Source organism: Enterococcus salsurae (assembly GCF_054784955.1).
This window is the reverse complement of the sequence record NZ_BAAHWY010000002.1, coordinates 388150-404842: the sequence shown is the minus strand read 5'-3', so window position 1 is coordinate 404842 and position 16693 is coordinate 388150. Positions and strand designations below refer to the sequence as shown.

The 16693-nt window shown below is 35.1% G+C and carries 14 protein-coding genes; 10 read left to right on the top strand and 4 right to left on the bottom strand.

What is annotated here, in order from left to right:
• Positions 1-13 precede the first annotated feature (13 nt).
• Complete coding sequence (locus tag ACYVRS_RS06235; protein WP_313538593.1) at positions 14-940, top strand: DUF7916 family protein; 927 nt, start codon at positions 14-16, stop codon at positions 938-940.
• Between the two features lie 91 nt (positions 941-1031).
• Here ACYVRS_RS06235 and ACYVRS_RS06230 read toward each other — a convergent pair whose 3' ends face one another.
• Complete coding sequence (locus tag ACYVRS_RS06230) at positions 1032-2042, bottom strand: LacI family DNA-binding transcriptional regulator (RefSeq protein WP_312498768.1); 1011 nt, start codon at positions 2040-2042, stop codon at positions 1032-1034.
• A 269-nt stretch (positions 2043-2311) separates the two neighbouring features.
• Between ACYVRS_RS06230 and ganS the strand changes: the two genes are divergently transcribed.
• From ganS to ACYVRS_RS06210, 4 genes are read left to right on the top strand one after another with little or no spacing between them, the layout of a single operon-like run.
• Entirely contained in the window at positions 2312-3580 is a 1269-nt protein-coding gene (gene ganS, locus ACYVRS_RS06225) for a galactooligosaccharide ABC transporter substrate-binding protein GanS (RefSeq protein ID WP_461202935.1), read from the top strand.
• Between the two features lie 47 nt (positions 3581-3627).
• On the top strand, positions 3628-4899 hold the full coding sequence (locus tag ACYVRS_RS06220) for a carbohydrate ABC transporter permease (protein ID WP_461202933.1): 1272 nt from the start codon (positions 3628-3630) through the stop codon (positions 4897-4899).
• 1 nt (position 4900) lies between these two features.
• On the top strand, positions 4901-5755 hold the full coding sequence (gene ganQ, locus ACYVRS_RS06215; RefSeq protein WP_312498773.1) for a galactooligosaccharide ABC transporter permease GanQ: 855 nt from the start codon (positions 4901-4903) through the stop codon (positions 5753-5755).
• A gap of 9 nt (positions 5756-5764) precedes the next feature.
• Positions 5765-7807, top strand: coding sequence for a beta-galactosidase (locus tag ACYVRS_RS06210; protein WP_461202931.1), 2043 nt, complete (start codon positions 5765-5767; stop codon positions 7805-7807).
• 777 nt (positions 7808-8584) lie between these two features.
• Here ACYVRS_RS06210 and ACYVRS_RS06205 read toward each other — a convergent pair.
• Entirely contained in the window at positions 8585-8695 is a 111-nt protein-coding gene (locus ACYVRS_RS06205; protein ID WP_461197708.1) for a bacteriocin, read from the bottom strand.
• Positions 8696-9797: 1102 nt separating this feature from the next.
• Here ACYVRS_RS06205 and ACYVRS_RS06200 point away from each other — a divergent pair.
• Genes ACYVRS_RS06200 through ACYVRS_RS06190 form a run of 3 tightly spaced genes read left to right on the top strand, consistent with a single transcriptional unit; the run spans position 9798 to position 12262 of the window.
• The gene (locus ACYVRS_RS06200) at positions 9798-10145 is read left to right on the top strand and encodes a LytTR family transcriptional regulator DNA-binding domain-containing protein (protein ID WP_461202929.1); all 348 of its coding nucleotides are present in this window, start codon (positions 9798-9800) and stop codon (positions 10143-10145) included.
• A 40-nt stretch (positions 10146-10185) separates the two neighbouring features.
• Positions 10186-11517, top strand: coding sequence for a sensor histidine kinase (locus ACYVRS_RS06195; RefSeq protein ID WP_461197706.1), 1332 nt, complete (start codon positions 10186-10188; stop codon positions 11515-11517).
• Between the two features lie 4 nt (positions 11518-11521).
• A complete protein-coding gene (locus ACYVRS_RS06190) occupies positions 11522-12262 on the top strand; it encodes a LytR/AlgR family response regulator transcription factor (RefSeq protein ID WP_461197705.1) in 741 nt (246 codons plus the stop codon).
• A gap of 280 nt (positions 12263-12542) precedes the next feature.
• On the opposite strand, the gene ACYVRS_RS06185 is transcribed toward ACYVRS_RS06190, so the two are convergent.
• Positions 12543-12683: a class IIb bacteriocin, lactobin A/cerein 7B family gene (locus tag ACYVRS_RS06185; protein ID WP_461202927.1), complete on the bottom strand. Its 141-nt coding sequence runs from the start codon at positions 12681-12683 to the stop codon at positions 12543-12545.
• 9 nt (positions 12684-12692) lie between these two features.
• Complete coding sequence (locus ACYVRS_RS06180; RefSeq protein WP_461197703.1) at positions 12693-12851, bottom strand: bacteriocin; 159 nt, start codon at positions 12849-12851, stop codon at positions 12693-12695.
• A 223-nt stretch (positions 12852-13074) separates the two neighbouring features.
• On the opposite strand from ACYVRS_RS06180, the gene ACYVRS_RS06175 reads away from it, so the two are divergent.
• Both ACYVRS_RS06175 and ACYVRS_RS06170 read left to right on the top strand, forming a co-directional pair.
• Positions 13075-15237, top strand: a complete 2163-nt coding sequence (locus ACYVRS_RS06175; RefSeq protein ID WP_461202925.1) for a peptide cleavage/export ABC transporter — start codon at positions 13075-13077, stop codon at positions 15235-15237.
• A complete protein-coding gene (locus ACYVRS_RS06170; protein WP_461202923.1) occupies positions 15234-16592 on the top strand; it encodes a bacteriocin secretion accessory protein in 1359 nt (452 codons plus the stop codon). Before ACYVRS_RS06175 ends, ACYVRS_RS06170 begins: the two co-directional genes overlap by 4 nt.
• The last annotated feature ends 101 nt before the right edge of the window (positions 16593-16693 follow it).

Genomic DNA, 16693 nt, shown 5'->3' with positions numbered 1-16693 from the left:
AAGTAGGCTCATTATGGTAAAACGATTATTGAGTGCAACAGCAAGTGAAGTTGAGAAAATGACCAAAGACGAATTAAAACAAAGTATCAAAGCGAGCGAAGGACGCATCATTTTATCAGAGAATGTCGTATTGCATCCGCCGTTAGAACACAACATTACCTATAGCGAATTTGCGCGGGCGTATGGTGCTGATATGATTTTATTAAATGGATTTGATACCGCTAATCCAGTTGTTTTAGGGATGTACAATGAAAATGCCGCTTCAGAAATCAACAGTACAGGCAAAGAGCATTTGATTCGTGATTTAAAGAAATTAGTCGGTTTGCCGATAGGATTGAATTTGGAACCTGTTGATCCGAATGCGCAGATGGCTGAGGACAGAACTGAAATCGCAGAAGGCAGACAGGCAACGAAAGAAAGTTTTGAGCGAGCAAATCAACTGGGCTTTGACTTTATTTGTTTGACTGGAAATCCTGGGGTGGGGGTTTCAAATGAAGCAATCATCGGCAGTATTGCAGCGGCCAAAACACATTTTGATGGCTTGATTATTGCAGGGAAGATGCATGGAGCTGGGGTCAATGAGCCTGTGGTGGATCAACAAACAGTCGAGAAAATCGTTTCTGCAGGCGCAGATATCCTTTTGGTTCCTGCCATCGGGACAGTTCCAGGGATTTCGGAAGTTGTTTTAGCGGATGCCATTGGGTATGCGCATCAACATGGTGTGTTGGTGATGAGCGCAATTGGGACAAGCCAAGAAAGTGCTGATCCTGAAACTATACGAGAAATTGCTTTGCGAAATAAGATCTTAGGCGTCGATATCCAGCATATCGGTGATGCAAATATGGGCATCTATGGAATTGAAAACATCGAAGTATTGTCGAATACCATTCGTGGAAAGCGACACACAGCAGCAAGGTTCGCGCGGTCGATCAACAGATAATAAAATAAGCATGGCTAGAACGTTAACTGGACGGTAGACAATTTCTACTGTCTGGTTTTTTTCTAGAGCCATGCTATTTATATTGAAAAAATTAATCTGCTTTTTTTTCAGGCACAAAACTTTTGCGTACGACTAGTTCTAGCCCCAACAAAACTGTTTTGGTGATACTTCGCGGATGGACGATTTGATCTACCAGCATATCAATTGATGTCTTAGCGATTTCTTCCACATCGATGCGGAAAGTGGTTAAAGGGGGAGAAACAAATTTAGCGATGTCATTGTCATTGACGCTTATCAATTCTAGTCGATCTGGTACAGTGATCGAATGTTCGTTCAGGGCTTGCAATACACCTACGGCAATTGTATCAGAGGCGACGAAGATGGCTTCTGGCAACTCTTCCTTTAGTGTATTGATCATATCGATAGTCAACTGGTATCCTTGGCCAACCGTGAACTTTCCAGCTGAGAAAATATAATTGTCGTTCAGTAGATCTTTTGTGCTCAGTTTTTGACGAAAAATAATTTCGCGACTATCTTGTTCTTCTTGATGTGTATTGGGGTTTAAAAATGCACCGCCAATAAAGCCAATATCGGTATAGCCTTTTTCTAGAAAAAGATCTAAGGCTTTTTTTGTGATTCTGTCAGTATCAGGTTTGACCGTATCAAACAATTCTGGCTCGGGATTGATTTCGAGAATAACGCCAGCTGAACAAACAGATTTAAATCGACGCAACTCTTCTCTGTCAAAAGAGCCGATCCCGATAAATCCTGAAACTTGTTTGAGTATTTCTAAGACCTGATCTTCATGGGTAATCAATTGAATTTCTAGATTGTTGATTTTGGCATATTTTTCTAAAGAGATTCTTAATTGGCGAAAATAAACATCTTGTAGTTCCTCTTGTTCTGTAAGCCAGAACACAACAGCGATTTTTTCAAGAGTGGTTTTTATTTTTGAGCGATCGTACCCCAAAGCAAGCGCAGTATGGATAATCTTCTTTCGTGTTTCCGGTGTGATAGAGAGAGAGTCATCGCCGTTCAACAACCGAGAAACAGTGGCTTGCGAATAGCCTGAGTGTTCCGAAATTTTTTTGATGGTTACCATGGTTTTTCACCTCGAGACTTAGTATAGAGGATTTCACGCAGGAAGTAAAGAAATTTACTAAATAGCTTTACTTGGATTACATTCAATTGAAAATTTCTTTTTGTCTAAGTGGGATTCCTGCAATGTTTGCGATTTATTCAGCGAATAATTAAATAAATTTACTAAATATATAAAATTTATATAGTAAAACTATTTACAATTAAAGTAAAATAATTTATTATTAGAAATGAAGATAACGGTTACATAAAATAAAGCAAAGGTGGATGGATATGGTAAGAAAAAGTTTGGGAATTTTATTATTAAGTGCAGCAGCATTGGGACTAGGGGCATGTGGACCGCAAGGAGATAGTACAGATACTTCTGGTGCAAAGGTGGCCAACAACAACGATTATGACTTATTGGTTTGGGAAGACCAGGATAAATCAGCTGGTATCGAAGATGCTGTGAAGCAATTTGAAGCAGAACATGATGTAACAATTAAAGTTGTAGAGAAAGCTTATGGAGGGCAGATCGAAGATTTACGATTAGATGGTCCAGCGGGAACTGGCGCGGATGTGATCACCATTCCTGGTGACCAAATTGGTACTGCTGTCACGGAAGGGCTACTGAAAGAATTGGACGTGGACCAAGCAACACAAGATATATATACCGACTCTGCGATGCAATCACAAATTGTTGATGGCAAGGTGTACGGGTTGCCGAAAGCCGTTGAAACCCAGATCCTTTACTATAATAAAGCATTGATTTCCGAAGAAGATCTCCCAACGACGACGGATGAATGGCGTGAATATTCGACATCTGTGGCTGGAGATGATCAATTTGGGTTATTGGCATTATGGGATCAAATTTACTATGCCCAAGGTGTATTGAGCGGGTACGGTGAGTATGTTTTTGGCGCCAATGATGATGGTGGATTCAATGCAGAGGATATTGGGTTAGCCAATGATGGCGCCATCGAAGGTGCCGAATACATTCAACAATTCTATGATTCCGGTGTATTTCCTTCAGGAATCGTGGGCGAACAAGGAATCAACGTGTTAGACTCATTGTTTACAGAAGGAAAAGCCGCAGCAGTCATTTCTGGCCCATGGAATTTGGCGCCTTATGAAGAAGCTGGGATCGATTACGGGGTCAAGGAATTACCTTTGTTGGGGAATGGTGCGCACATGGGTTCTTTCATTGGTGTGAAAAGCTATAATGTGAGCAGCTACTCTAAAAATGCAGAATTAGCAGAAGAATTTGTCAAATTTATCAGCAATGAAGAGAATACTAAAGTTCGTTATGAAAAAACATTGGAAGTACCAGCGGTTGAAGCATTGGCTGAAGATCCAACAGTCAAGGAAAGCGAGAGCGCAACAGCGATTGCTACACAATCTCAATATGCTGAATTGACACCGGGAATTACTGCGATGAACTCTGTTTGGGAACCGATTGATGCTGCCTTACAAACGATTGCGACAGGAAAAGATGAGCCGAAAACAGCCTTGCCGCAAGCCGTTGATCAGATCAAATCGGCAATAGAGGCAACACAAAATTAAAAGATATGGCGGCGGAATCCGTCGCCTTTTTTTAGGGGGCATAAAAAATGGACCAACACAAAAGTTCTTATGGAAAGAAGGCCATGCTTTTCTCTGTAATTCCAGGTCTAGGACAATTCTATAATCATCAGAAAATAAAAGGCGCGTTATTTCTGTTCTTTTTTGTGATGTATGGGGTTGTCTTCAAAGATTTATTCAATATGGGACTTTGGGGCATGATGACATTGGGCGTCGAGGTGCCAAGAGATAATTCGATTTTTCTGCTGGCAGAAGGTTTAGTCGCATTAATCGTGATTGCATGTGGTCTTTTCTTTTATTATTTGAATTTGCGGGATGCGTATAAGAACGGCGAATCAAGAGACAACGGATTAAAGGTCAATTCGATTAGAGAGAGTTATCAAGCTTTACTTACTGAAGGATATCCATATCTTATGAGTAGTCCAGCGTTTTTCTTGTTGCTTTTTTCGGTCATTTTCCCAATTCTGTTTAGTATTGCGTTGGCTTTTACCAACTATGATCTATATCATTCCGCGCCAGCCAACTTAGCTGATTGGGTAGGTTTTGATACGTTCAAGAAGATTTTCACCGTTGATATTTGGCGCGCAACATTCTTTAATGTGTTGGGCTGGACGGTGATTTGGACCTTAGTGGCTTCAACGCTTCAAGTGGCGATTGGTATTTTCTTAGCCGTTGTCGTTCATCAAAAAGAATTGCGATTCAAAAAATTCTTCCGAACAATATTGATTTTACCGTGGGCCGTTCCTGGCTTTGTAACGATTTTGGTTTTTGCTGGTATGTTTAATGATAGTTTCGGTGCAATCAATCAGTCGCTTTTAAGTTTTTTCAATATTTCAGCTATCCCATGGCTGACAAGTGTGAATTGGACACGACTGGCGTTATTAATGATCCAAGGCTGGTTAGGCTTTCCGTATATTTTTATTGTTACAACAGGAACTTTGCAATCAATTCCAGATGATTTGTATGAAGCTGCGACGATTGATGGAGCATCAGCCATTCAAAAATTCCGCAGAATCACACTACCACTGTTGTTGTATGCAATGGCGCCAATTTTAATTACTCAATATACGTTTAATTTTAATAACTTTAATATCATCTATTTGTTCAATTCTGGTGGACCCGCGGTTCCAGGTTCTACAGCTGGCGGAACGGATATATTGGTTTCGTGGATCTATAAACTGACCATGCAAAACAGCCAATATGCACTGGCTGCTGCACTAACGATCTTGTTGTCGATTTTTGTGATTGCAATTGCACTTTGGCAATTTAGACGCACCAATTCATTCAAGGAGGTGGATTAATATGAAGCAATCGAGTTTGAAAAAACAACGTATAGTACGATTGACGTTGTCGTATCTACTGCTGATTTTAGTCGTAGTCATCATCATTTATCCACTCTTGTGGACGATCGGAGCGAGCTTCAATCCGGGGAACAGCTTAGTGAGTACCCGCATGATTCCGGAAAATCCTACCTTTGGGCATTACATCAAATTGTTTTCTGGAGAAAATGAACTTTATTATGGACAGTGGTATCTGAATTCTTTGAAAATCAGTGTCTTCACCATGCTGTTTTCCTTGGTTTTTGTGTCGATGACGGCTTACTCGTTCTCTAGGTTTCGTTTTTCTGGGCGGAAAAACGGCTTGATGCTCTTTTTGCTTTTGCAGATGATTCCGCAATTTTCAGCGTTGATCGCAATTTTTGTTTTAGCTCAGATGCTTGGATTGATCAACAGTCATTGGTTATTGATCTTAATATACGTTGGCGGACAAATCCCGATGAATACTTATTTGCTAAAAGGATATTTTGATTCAATTCCAATTGATTTAGATGAGAGCGCCAAAATCGATGGTGCGAGCAATACGCGTATTTTCTTGCAAATACTGATTCCCTTGTCGCGGCCAATGTTGGCTGTTGTGGCAATGAACGGATTTACTGGCCCATTGGGGGACTTTGCACTTTCTTCAGTGCTGCTTCGGGACCCATCATACTATACTTTGCCGATTGGACTATATAAGCTCGTGACGGATAAGATGGGTGCTAGTTACACGACCTTTGCGGCAGGAGCGATTTTGATCAGTATTCCCATTGCACTCGTGTTTATTGCATTACAAAAACATTTCGTTTCTGGCTTAACTGCTGGGGGAACGAAAGGATAGGATGGCGACATGGAACAAAAAAGATATGATTTAGAAAAGCGCTTTTTGCATGGAGGAGATTACAATCCGGATCAATGGTTGGACTATCCTGAGATATTGCAAAAAGATTTAGAGCTAATGGATAAAGCGAATACGAACACATTTTCATTAGGTATTTTTGCTTGGAGCACCCTAGAACCGGAAGAAGGGGTCTTTCATTTTGACTGGCTGGATCGTGTAATGGATAATATTGCACAAAAAGGCGGAAATGTCATTTTGGCAACCCCGAGCGGTGCACGACCTGCTTGGCTATCCCAAAAGTATCCTGAAGTATTAAGAACGAATGGGCACCGAGAAAAGATGCTGCACGGTGGTAGACATAATCATTGTTTTTCTTCACCAATTTATCGGGAGAAGGTTGCCATCATCAATCGGAAGCTAGCAGAACGTTACCATGATCATCCAGCGCTATTGATGTGGCATATCTCAAATGAGTATTCAGGTGAATGTCATTGCGACTTGTGCCAGGAAAACTTCCGACTGTGGGTGAAAAATAAGTATCAAACTTTAGAGGCTGTGAATCAAGCATGGTGGGGACCTTTCTGGAGTCATACCGTGACTGATTGGGCGCAAATTGAATCTCCTTCACCTATTGGAGAGATGCAAGTGCATGGATTGAATTTAGATTGGCGCAGATTTGTGACAGATCAGACGATTGATTTCTATGAACATGAAATCAAAGATATTCGATCTTTATCACCCAATGTACCGATAACAACCAATTTCATGGCGGATACGTATGATTTGATCCCTTTTCAAAGTTTGGATTATGGGAAATTTGCCAAACATGTCGACATCATCAGTTGGGACTGTTATCCAGCGTGGCATAACGATTGGGAAACGACTGCTGATTTAGCAAGCAAAGTTGGCTTTATCAATGATCTCTATCGTAGTTTGAAGCAGCAGCCGTTTTTGATTATGGAATCAACGCCAAGTGGTGTCAACTGGCACGATGTCAATAAAACCAAAAGACCTGGGATGCACTTGTTGTCTTCGATGCAATTTTTAGCACATGGCTCTGATAGCAACTTGTATTTTCAATGGCGAAAGTCTCGTGGTTCTTCTGAAAAATTCCACGGTGCAGTGGTTGATCATGACAATGATGAACACAATCGTGTCTTCCAAGACGTTGCAAAAGTCGGCGCATCGTTGGAGAAAATAAAGGAGATCAAAGGGAAAAATATCGATGCTAAAGTAGCGATCATATATGACTGGGATAACAACTGGGCGTTAAACGATGCCCAAGGTTTCGGCTTAAAGAGCAAGCGATATCCAGAAACCCTGCAAGAGCATTATCGTTATTTTTGGGATCATGATATAACTGTAGATGTGATCACGCCAGATCAGGACTTGAGCAAGTATCAACTTGTGATTGCCCCGATGCTTTATTTAATGACGAAGCAAACAATGGAAAAATTAAACGCATACACAAAGAAGGGCGGAACGTTAGTTTCTACATATTTGACGGGCTATGTGAATGAAACGGACTTGGCCTATTTAAATGGGTGGCCACAAGAACTCAAAGACTTATTCGGGATCGCTGTCAAAGAAACAGATACGTTATATCCGAAGCAAAAGAACAAACTTTCATTTGCTGGAAAAAATTATGATGTGCATGATTATTGCAGTATCGTTGAAAATCAAGCTGCAGAAGTGCTAGCCACATATCAAGATGATTTTTATGCGCAAAGTCCAAGTGTCACAAAACATGCTTTTGGTACAGGTGAAGCCTATTATATTGGTGCTCGCACCACGGGAGATTTCTTAGGAGCGTTTTATGGCAGCATAATCGATTCGTTGGATCTGGCTAATCCATGGGTAGAAAAGAGCGATCCTAGTATTTCTGTGCAACAAAGAGGCGAGAATCATTATTTTGTGATGAATTTTTCAGAAGAAAGTCACGAAATCATGGTTGCATCAGAAGGTGTAGATTTATTGAAAAATGAATCGACCGTCCAACACATTCAGCTCGTACCCTATGAAGTCAAAGTGATTCGAACGAATGCTGAATAAATATAATCTCAAAGGATCTGAAATGTGTGCATTTCAGGTCCTTTTGTTTATTGACTGTCCTACGATTCTTTCCTTGAATAGTAAAGCAGATCGTTTTGATGTGAAATCTATCCAGAGGCTGTGTTCCTATGATGCATGTCATACATAACCCATTGACTTCGGTGAGTGAATTAAAAAATCACCCAATAAAAGCAATGAAATGTCCAAAAATAGTGGAGATACAGTATATATTTTAACTAATAATAAAGATGTTAGCTTATCTTGAAGCTGAACTTCGAATGTTGAAGAATGATACTTTTATACAGGTGAGGAGGTTCGTGGCCAAGAAACTATCGAAGCTGATTTGTCCGATCTTGTAGACGAGTGGGCTTAAAGAATCAACACAATATGGATGGAGATTCCGATATATTAATATTCTTCAACTGCTAAAACATTTGATTTTGATAATCGAACGAAGTAGTAAAATACGTATCAATTGTTCGCTAAATCTCACGAGTATTTCACCATTATCCTAGTAATAGAAGTTTTGTAATCTAAAAGACGACATCAAATTCCAAATATCAGGAAATTGATGTCGTCTTTATACTTATATCACAAGTTCTTTTTTTGACATCCTTTTCTCGCCTATTGTAAATAGGTAATATCCAGTACTTTGAAACCATAAAAATTAATCTTTTACAACGTATGATTGAGTACAAAAGTCTTCCTATTTATGAGACAAATGTTGATGAAAAGTATGCAATTTAATTTGCAAAATCTTATGTTTATAATTCAAAATTATTTTTTTCCCATAAGCTGTGTAAAAACATAAATAATTTTATTTTTTCCACCAGTAATATTCTCTAGTTCTTCTTCAGATAGTATGTTTATTTTAATAGATTCTTTCATCCATTACTTCCTCCTTAAATCAATTTAATTTTATATAGTTCAAGTTTTTGATAATTTTAACTAAAGTTAACAAATAATTTTTTTCACTAATAAAGTCCAACGCAGCTATTTTAAATTTAAAGATACATTGGTAGCTGTTTTTTTCACTTGTCAATATTATAATATTCCCTTTTGAATCGATCATCCGTACATTAACAATCATGTTTAAGTTTGTATCAGACATATCAGACCTAATTAAGTATACATTCTTTAAAGTTGGTGGAAATAATGTGTATGATTTTTTTGCTAGCACGTTCACAGGGTATCTTTGAATAAGAAAAAAAAAACGTATAATGATTTGCAGAAGTGCTCTCTCAAATGAGTAATTGCTTATAATTAGAACATTCATTAAAATAAACTAAGCTTAACTAACGCTTAGGTCTCCCCCCTTTCTTATGGAAAGTGTATATCAAAATTCAATTTGTAAGCAGTTCAAAGTAGTAATTGGTTGCTTAAACTATGTAATTGGTAGCTAGACCATTTATGGTCAGCAATGAACCGTTCAAGTATTTTCTCTTACAGTAGTAATTAAATCATATAGAATAGATATTAACTTCAGGAAAAAAATATAATAACAACAGTTTATGAATATTCAAAATAATCTAAGTAGATGTTGTTATAATTCAATTTATGTACAGAGCAGAAGAGGGAGCACTCAAATAATTCTTTTTTTACTCATTTTTAAATGATTTAGGGAATCAAGTTGCATTACAAAGTCGACATCTGTTTAGTGCTCTTTAACTGTAACTTTTGAACTTCTATCGATTTTCATGAACTTGATAGATAGGAACATCTTGTTTATTAACAGAATTTACAATGTTTTTTTGCTACTTATGTATTTTTCTAAGCCTACTCTGTGCGAAGACTAAATATTCAGAATATGTTTATCCATGGACAAACATATTCTAACTACTTTTATCAAGTAAGATACAGACCGTAAATTTGCTCCTGTTGATTATTAGGTTATGGAGAAAAGGGAAGTTTTTTTGATACATTTATTCATAATTTTAGCGTAAAAAAAAGGTGTTCAAGGAAAAGTAAAATTGTGAGAGGATGAAATGTAATGAGGGATTATCTTATTGTAAAGAATCGAAATGAATTTAAGAGAGTTACTATTTCCGAAATTGCTAGTATAGAGATTTGCAGTGAAAAAGAGCATTATGTTATTGTAACTAAATTGAATTTAGAAAAGATCCGAGGAATTGGAAGCTTGAATAAAATTGAAATTCAGTGTTCTAACTCATTAGTAAGGTGTCATCGAAAAACTCTGATTAATATAAATCAAATAAAAAAAATTGATGCTGCAAAGAGAGAGTTGACACTTAGTAACGGTTCCCAGCATACAATTTCTAGAAGACGTTTAAAATATTTAATAGTTTCTTGGCTAGATTTGGAGAATACTATCGTTTAAAATGGAGGTAATATAGTTATAAAAATAAGGAGAAGTTACTTTGAATGAGCATAGCGAAATGGTGCACGCAGTGATTGGGATACTTACGTTGTCGTATGTGAATATTCGCGTATTTTACCTAATAAGCCAAATTAAAATAAGTTTTTTTCTCTATGTTTTTTATATTTTGTATTCTTTTTTAGTGACAGTTTTATTTGGAGAAATTTCGTTTGTTTTCCGAATTGTATTTTTTTTGGTGCTTGGTCATGTTTTATCAAAGAATAAGCAAACTATACAGTTGTATATATTGTATGCTATATACACTGTTCTTTCCTTAAATGTGTTATCTACAGTTTTCTATCAGCTAATAAAAATGTTCTGGAAAGAAGGTACTCTCTTTCTTGGTGGCATAACTTGGATAGATAGCTTATTAATCCCCATGTTGGTAATACTAGCTGAAACTTTGATATTTAAGAATGTACAGTCCATGCTTGAAATTTTGAGAAATAATTTGGTTCTTCAACAAAAGCGTTCTTTTTTATATCTAACATATTTTTTATTAACCGGAGGTTGTCTACATTTTTTAGGATACTTATTTAAAGAAAAGCCATTGTTTCTGGTGATTGATATTGTGCTTTTTGTAGTGATAATTCTATTACTTGAATATTTGAATACAGTATCTAGAGTATTTCTAGAGCAACAATTGTCTGATTCAAAAGATAGACAACTTAAAGAGTTAAATGATTACGCAATAGAAATAGAAATGCTATATAGGGAATTACAATCTTTTAGACATGATTATGCTAACATCTTAATTAGCTTACAAGATAGTATTGAAAATAATGAAATAGAAAGTATCAGACATGCATATAAAACAATAGCCTCAGGTTCATTCCGACTAATCAACCACTCTAAATACGAGTTAGGTAAGTTATCTGATATTAAAATAACAGAAATAAAGAGCTTACTATCTAATAAAATAATTTCTGCGTTTGAAAATGATATTCATGTCAACGTGGAAATAGAATCGGAAATAAAGGTGATTTATTTTAGTTTATTTGATTTTATAAGAGTAATTTCTGTTCTTATGGATAATGCGATTGAAGCTGCATTGGAGTCGGAAAAACCAAATATCTCAGTAATCTTTTTCGAAATGTCAGAAAAAAAAGAGCAATATTTTATTGTGAAAAACTCAACTTTGGATGAATCCGTTAATTTACGAAGCCTACAGCTTGGATATTCAACCAAAGGAAGTCACCGAGGATTAGGATTAGCCAATATTAGAAAAATACTTGAACAGCATTATAATGTTAGATTAGAAACTGAAACAAGAGATTTTTTTTTCAAACAGACGTTGATAATAAAGCAAGAAAATGATGTTATGGGGGAGTAATTTAATGAGTGTATTTATACTTGAAGACAATATACCTCAACAGCAAAGATTGAAAAGAATTATAGAATTTTTAATACAGAAGAATAATTGGAATTGCAAACAAGTCATAACTTTTTCAAAACCTGAAAGATTGTTAGACGCTCTTGCTGAGAGCGTAAATGATCATATGTTATTCTTGGACATACAGATATCTGAAGATAAAAAAGCTGGCTTGAAATTAGCTAAAAAAATCCGAGAAAGTGATTCGTATTCAAGTATTGTTTTTGTGACGACTCATTCTGAATTATTAAAACAAACATTTGAGTATCAGGTTTCTGCATTAGATTTTATCGAGAAAGAGCAGTCGAGCACAGCGTTGCAGAAACAAATTGAGAGCAATTTGGAATATTTCTTTAATCGAATGAAAAGGAGTGTTGCAGCGGATGCATTTAAAATAGAGACGACTCAAGCAAGCTTTCAAGTCCCATTTTCTGAGATTTATTTCTTTGAAACAAGTGATAACACTCACAAAATTACACTTGTGCTAAAAAACAAACAAATCGAGTTTTATGGATTTCTTAAAGATATAGAAAAAAAAGATGTGCGTCTATTTAGATGCCATCGATCTTACATTGTTAATCTAGAGAACATAGTTGAAATTAATAAAGTAGATAATTTTGCTATTTTCCCTGATGAGACTAAATGCTATGTATCTAGGCGGAAGGTTAAAAAAATTATACATGCTTTGAATAGTGTAAGTCCATAGTAAGTGAGTTGCATTTGAGTTTATAATTTAGTAGCCAAATAGATGTCTTTTATCAAAAAAAGATATCTATTTGGCTATGTTTTATCAATAGTTAGTGTGCGTATCAATATATGCGTCAATGCAGCAATAGATAATTAATACATAAGGTAGACTAATAAGATTGAAAAAAAGACTACTGAAAGATAAAAGATCCGAAGTTATTAGTCCAATAGAATAAAATAGGAAAATATAAACTAAAATTTTTTTATATTTGGTCAATTTCTGCATAGTATATAAATCACTACTTTCCTCGATTAGCGATATCTTTCCCAATTGTATATCCTGCCATAAAAAGTCCTAAGGCGAGGGATGCTGCGATACCACCTTCGATTTCTTCAAGTTCATTATTTGTTAATTCTACAAATTCTAAATTTTTTTTCATATAAACTCCTTATCTGTTTACTAAATAGCCTACCCCTATACCAGCACCTACAATGCCAACACCTGTAACTACTTTTTTTACAGTGATTCCTGCAACTATGGTAGTTATAATGGCACCGCCTTCAATTGACTCCAACTCACGTTTTGACAATTCAGAAAAGGTCTTCATACGTATTCCTCCTTAAAATCTATATTGTAATACTTGCGCAATTTATTACATATCCAATGTTACATAATATAAGGAATAAATCATAGAATATATTAGTAGATGGTCGTTTTTCTTTACCAAATGGTTTTGGAGGACCGTTTGCGCCGTCATGACTACCATTTATGATATAAATGTCCTAGTGTCAAATGTTTTCCTTTACTGTATTTGTAAGGAGGTAGTAAAAATGAAATATCGTTTCTATACAGCCCAAATGGATAGTCGTGATTGTGGAGTAGCTGCACTTTCTATGCTTTTGAAAAAACATGGAACATTTTTATCGCTAGTGAAGATTAGAGAACTTGTAAAAACTAATTTAGAAGGAACCAGCGCTCTAGGTATTGTTGAAGCAGCTAAAGAAATTGGTTTTGAAACAAAAGCAATACAAGCAAATATGAGCATATTTGAAATGGAGAACATTCATTATCCATTTATAGCTCATGTAGTTAAGGATGGACAATTGTTGCACTATTATGTTGTAACAAAGCAAAAAAACGACTATGTCATAGTGGCAGACCCCGATCCGCAGGTTAAAGTTGTGAAGATGAAAAAGGATCAGTTCGAATCTGAATGGACTGGAGTGGCAATTTTTATTACACCAACACCAGATTACAAACCATTAAAAGACAAAAAGAGTAGCTTGGCGAGTTTCATTCCAATTATTGTTAAGCAAAATAGACTTATATTAAATATTATTATTGCTGCTTTTTTAGTCGCAATAATAAATATATTAGGATCGTATTTTTTACAAGGGTTGATAGATAATTATATACCAAATCAATTGAACACAACATTGGGAATTGTTTCTTTTGGATTGATTGTAATATATCTATTTCAACAAATCTTGAAATTTAGTCAGCACTATTTGATTGCAATCTTAGGACAGAGATTAACAATAGAGGTAATGTTGCCATATATTAAACATGTATTAAGATTGCCCATATCATTTTTTGCAACGAGAAGAACAGGAGAGATTATTTCAAGGTTTTCAGATGCAAACCAAATTATTGATGCTCTAGCAAATATTATTGTTACTATATTTTTAGACATCGTAATTATAATAATCGTTTCAATAGTTTTGTTGATTCAAAACATCCAACTTTTTTTCATAACAATGGCTTTTATACCTGTATATGGATTGATTATATTTCTGTTTGTTCACCCGTTTGAACGGATGAACAATGAAGTTATGCAAGCTAATTCAATAGTGAGTTCAGATATCATTGAAGACATCAATGGTATTGAAACAATTAAAGCACTGTCTAGCGAAAGAGATCGATATAGTAAAATTGATAAAGAGTTCGTCAAATATCTTGATAAACTATTTACTTATATAAAACTTGAATCTTTGCAAAATGTCATGAAGTCAGGAGTTCAGCTTACATTAAGTACTTTAATATTGTGGGTAGGAGCTACATTTGTCATATCTAATAGGTTAAGCTTGGGGCAGCTAATTGCATACAACACTTTGTTAAATTACTTTATTTTACCTTTAGAAAACATTATTAACTTACAGACTAAAATTCAAGCAGCTAAAGTTGCTAATAATAGATTAAATGAAATTTTTCTTATAGAGTCTGAATTTGAAGCTCCTGTTGTGAAGCCTATGCTTTCCTTGATAAATGGTGATATTATCTTTAGAAATGTATCTTTCAAATACGGACACGGTAAAAATATTTTGAATGATATTAGTTGTAATATACAGCGGAATTCCAAAATTTGTATTTTAGGGAGTAGTGGCTCTGGGAAAACTTCAATGGCTAAACTGTTAGTTAACTTTTTTGAAGTAACTGAAGGGCAAATATTGTTAGGGGAGACTCAAATAAAATTTATTGATAAAAAAAAATTGCGACAAACGATAAATTATTTACCTCAACAACCATATATTTTTTCAGGTACAATCTTAGAGAATCTAATGCTCGGAGCACCTTCTGATACTACAATGGATGATGTTATTGTCGCCACAAAAACCGCATCTATTTATGAATATATCGAAAAATTACCATCTGGTTTTTTAACTGAACTCACAACGGATAGTACAACATTGTCTGGTGGGCAAAAACAAAGAATAGCCTTGGCTAGAGCTGTGTTATCAGATGCTTCAATAATGATATTAGATGAAGCAACAAGCAACCTGGATCCAGTCACTGAGAAAAAAATAGTACAAAATTTAATATCTCTATCAAAGAAAACAATCATCTTTGTTACACATAGTGAAAGAATTGCGCAATATGTTGATAGGATTGTAGTTATTAAAGAAGGTAAAATTATAGAGAATGGAAGTTTTAGAAAATTGGTTGAAAGTAATGGAGCGTTTTATAATCTTTTTATAGAGGAGGATCCTACGTGAATGATGACATATTTGAGAGTTCAGAATTTTATAAAAGAAGATATGCTAATTTCTCAACTATTATAATTGTTCCTTCATTTATTTTGTTTATTTGCGTTATGTTTTTTCTTTATTATGGTATTAAAGAAACAACATTAAAAAGTTCAGGTAGAATTGAATCCAATGAAACTATTGTAACCATTCATTCAAGTAATTCAACAGCAATACTTGAAAATTATTTAAGTGAAGGGAAAGAAGTGAAGGAAAATGATGCATTGTTAATATATGAAAATTCTGTCGAAAAAATTCATTTGGTTTCAAAAAAAAATGAATTGGAGAGACTGAAAAATCAGAAAAAAGACCTTATAATAGCTAAAGAGTCAATAATCATTGATGAATTGATATCGAAAATTGAAAAGCCCAGATATAATGATATTATTGAACAATATTTTGTGAAACGAGATATAATAGCGAATGAAGTTTTTCAAAGTGAGCAAGATATATTAAGTACTAATGAAAATATAAAATCTATTAGATCGTCTATAGAAGTCGAGATTAAGAATATCAATACGAGAATTGGAGAGTATGAAAAATTGAAACAAGCTATTGAAAAAGAACAGACTAGCCTTAGTAGCGATCACTCTCTGTATTGGTTATATAAGAATTATCAGAGCCAAATGCAATCTGATCATGATGATGAAATGAAGGCATCTATAATTGTTGAAATTGAAAATTCAATTTATCAGTTAGAAACATCGAGAGCTTCGCTAAGTATACAAGAATCAGGAGTTGGGCCAATGAGGGTTGATGATGATAGTTTAGACATCAGATTAGATTCTTTGAAAAAAGAATATCAAATGTTGCTGAGCACCGAAGAAACTAGCCTAAACAATGAGATATTTGATTTAGAGACCCAAATTGAAATTCAAAAGGAACTCGAAAAGCAATCAGTATTATTTTCACCAATAGACGGGATATTGCAACTATCAGATGGGGTAGAAGGTATGTCAAGCATCCCCGAGGGAGCTATAATTGGAAAAATCTACCCTAAGATCACTAATAACTCAATAATTAATATAGTGTCGTATGTAAATTCGAAAGAGATTGCTGATTTAAGAGAAGGTAACCTTGTAATATTTAAAATTTTCAGAAATTATTCAGCCCCATTTGAAGGTGAAGGGGTAATTCAAATGATATCAACATCGCCTGAGGTTACAGAGCAAGGGAATTATTATAGAGTGATTTCAAGATTACATGGTAATGATATAGGTGATGTTCGTCATGGACTTGAAGGAGAAATAACTTTTAAAATAGGTGGAAAAACATTCTTTAACTACTATAAAGATAGGATTCTAAATAGATTTTCTTATGATTAAGGCATTTATGAATCTTTTTGATATAGATTGGAGCAGAAATAATAATAGAGATACAAGTATATGAATTTATGGGAGATAGTAATCTTATTGATGACAAAATA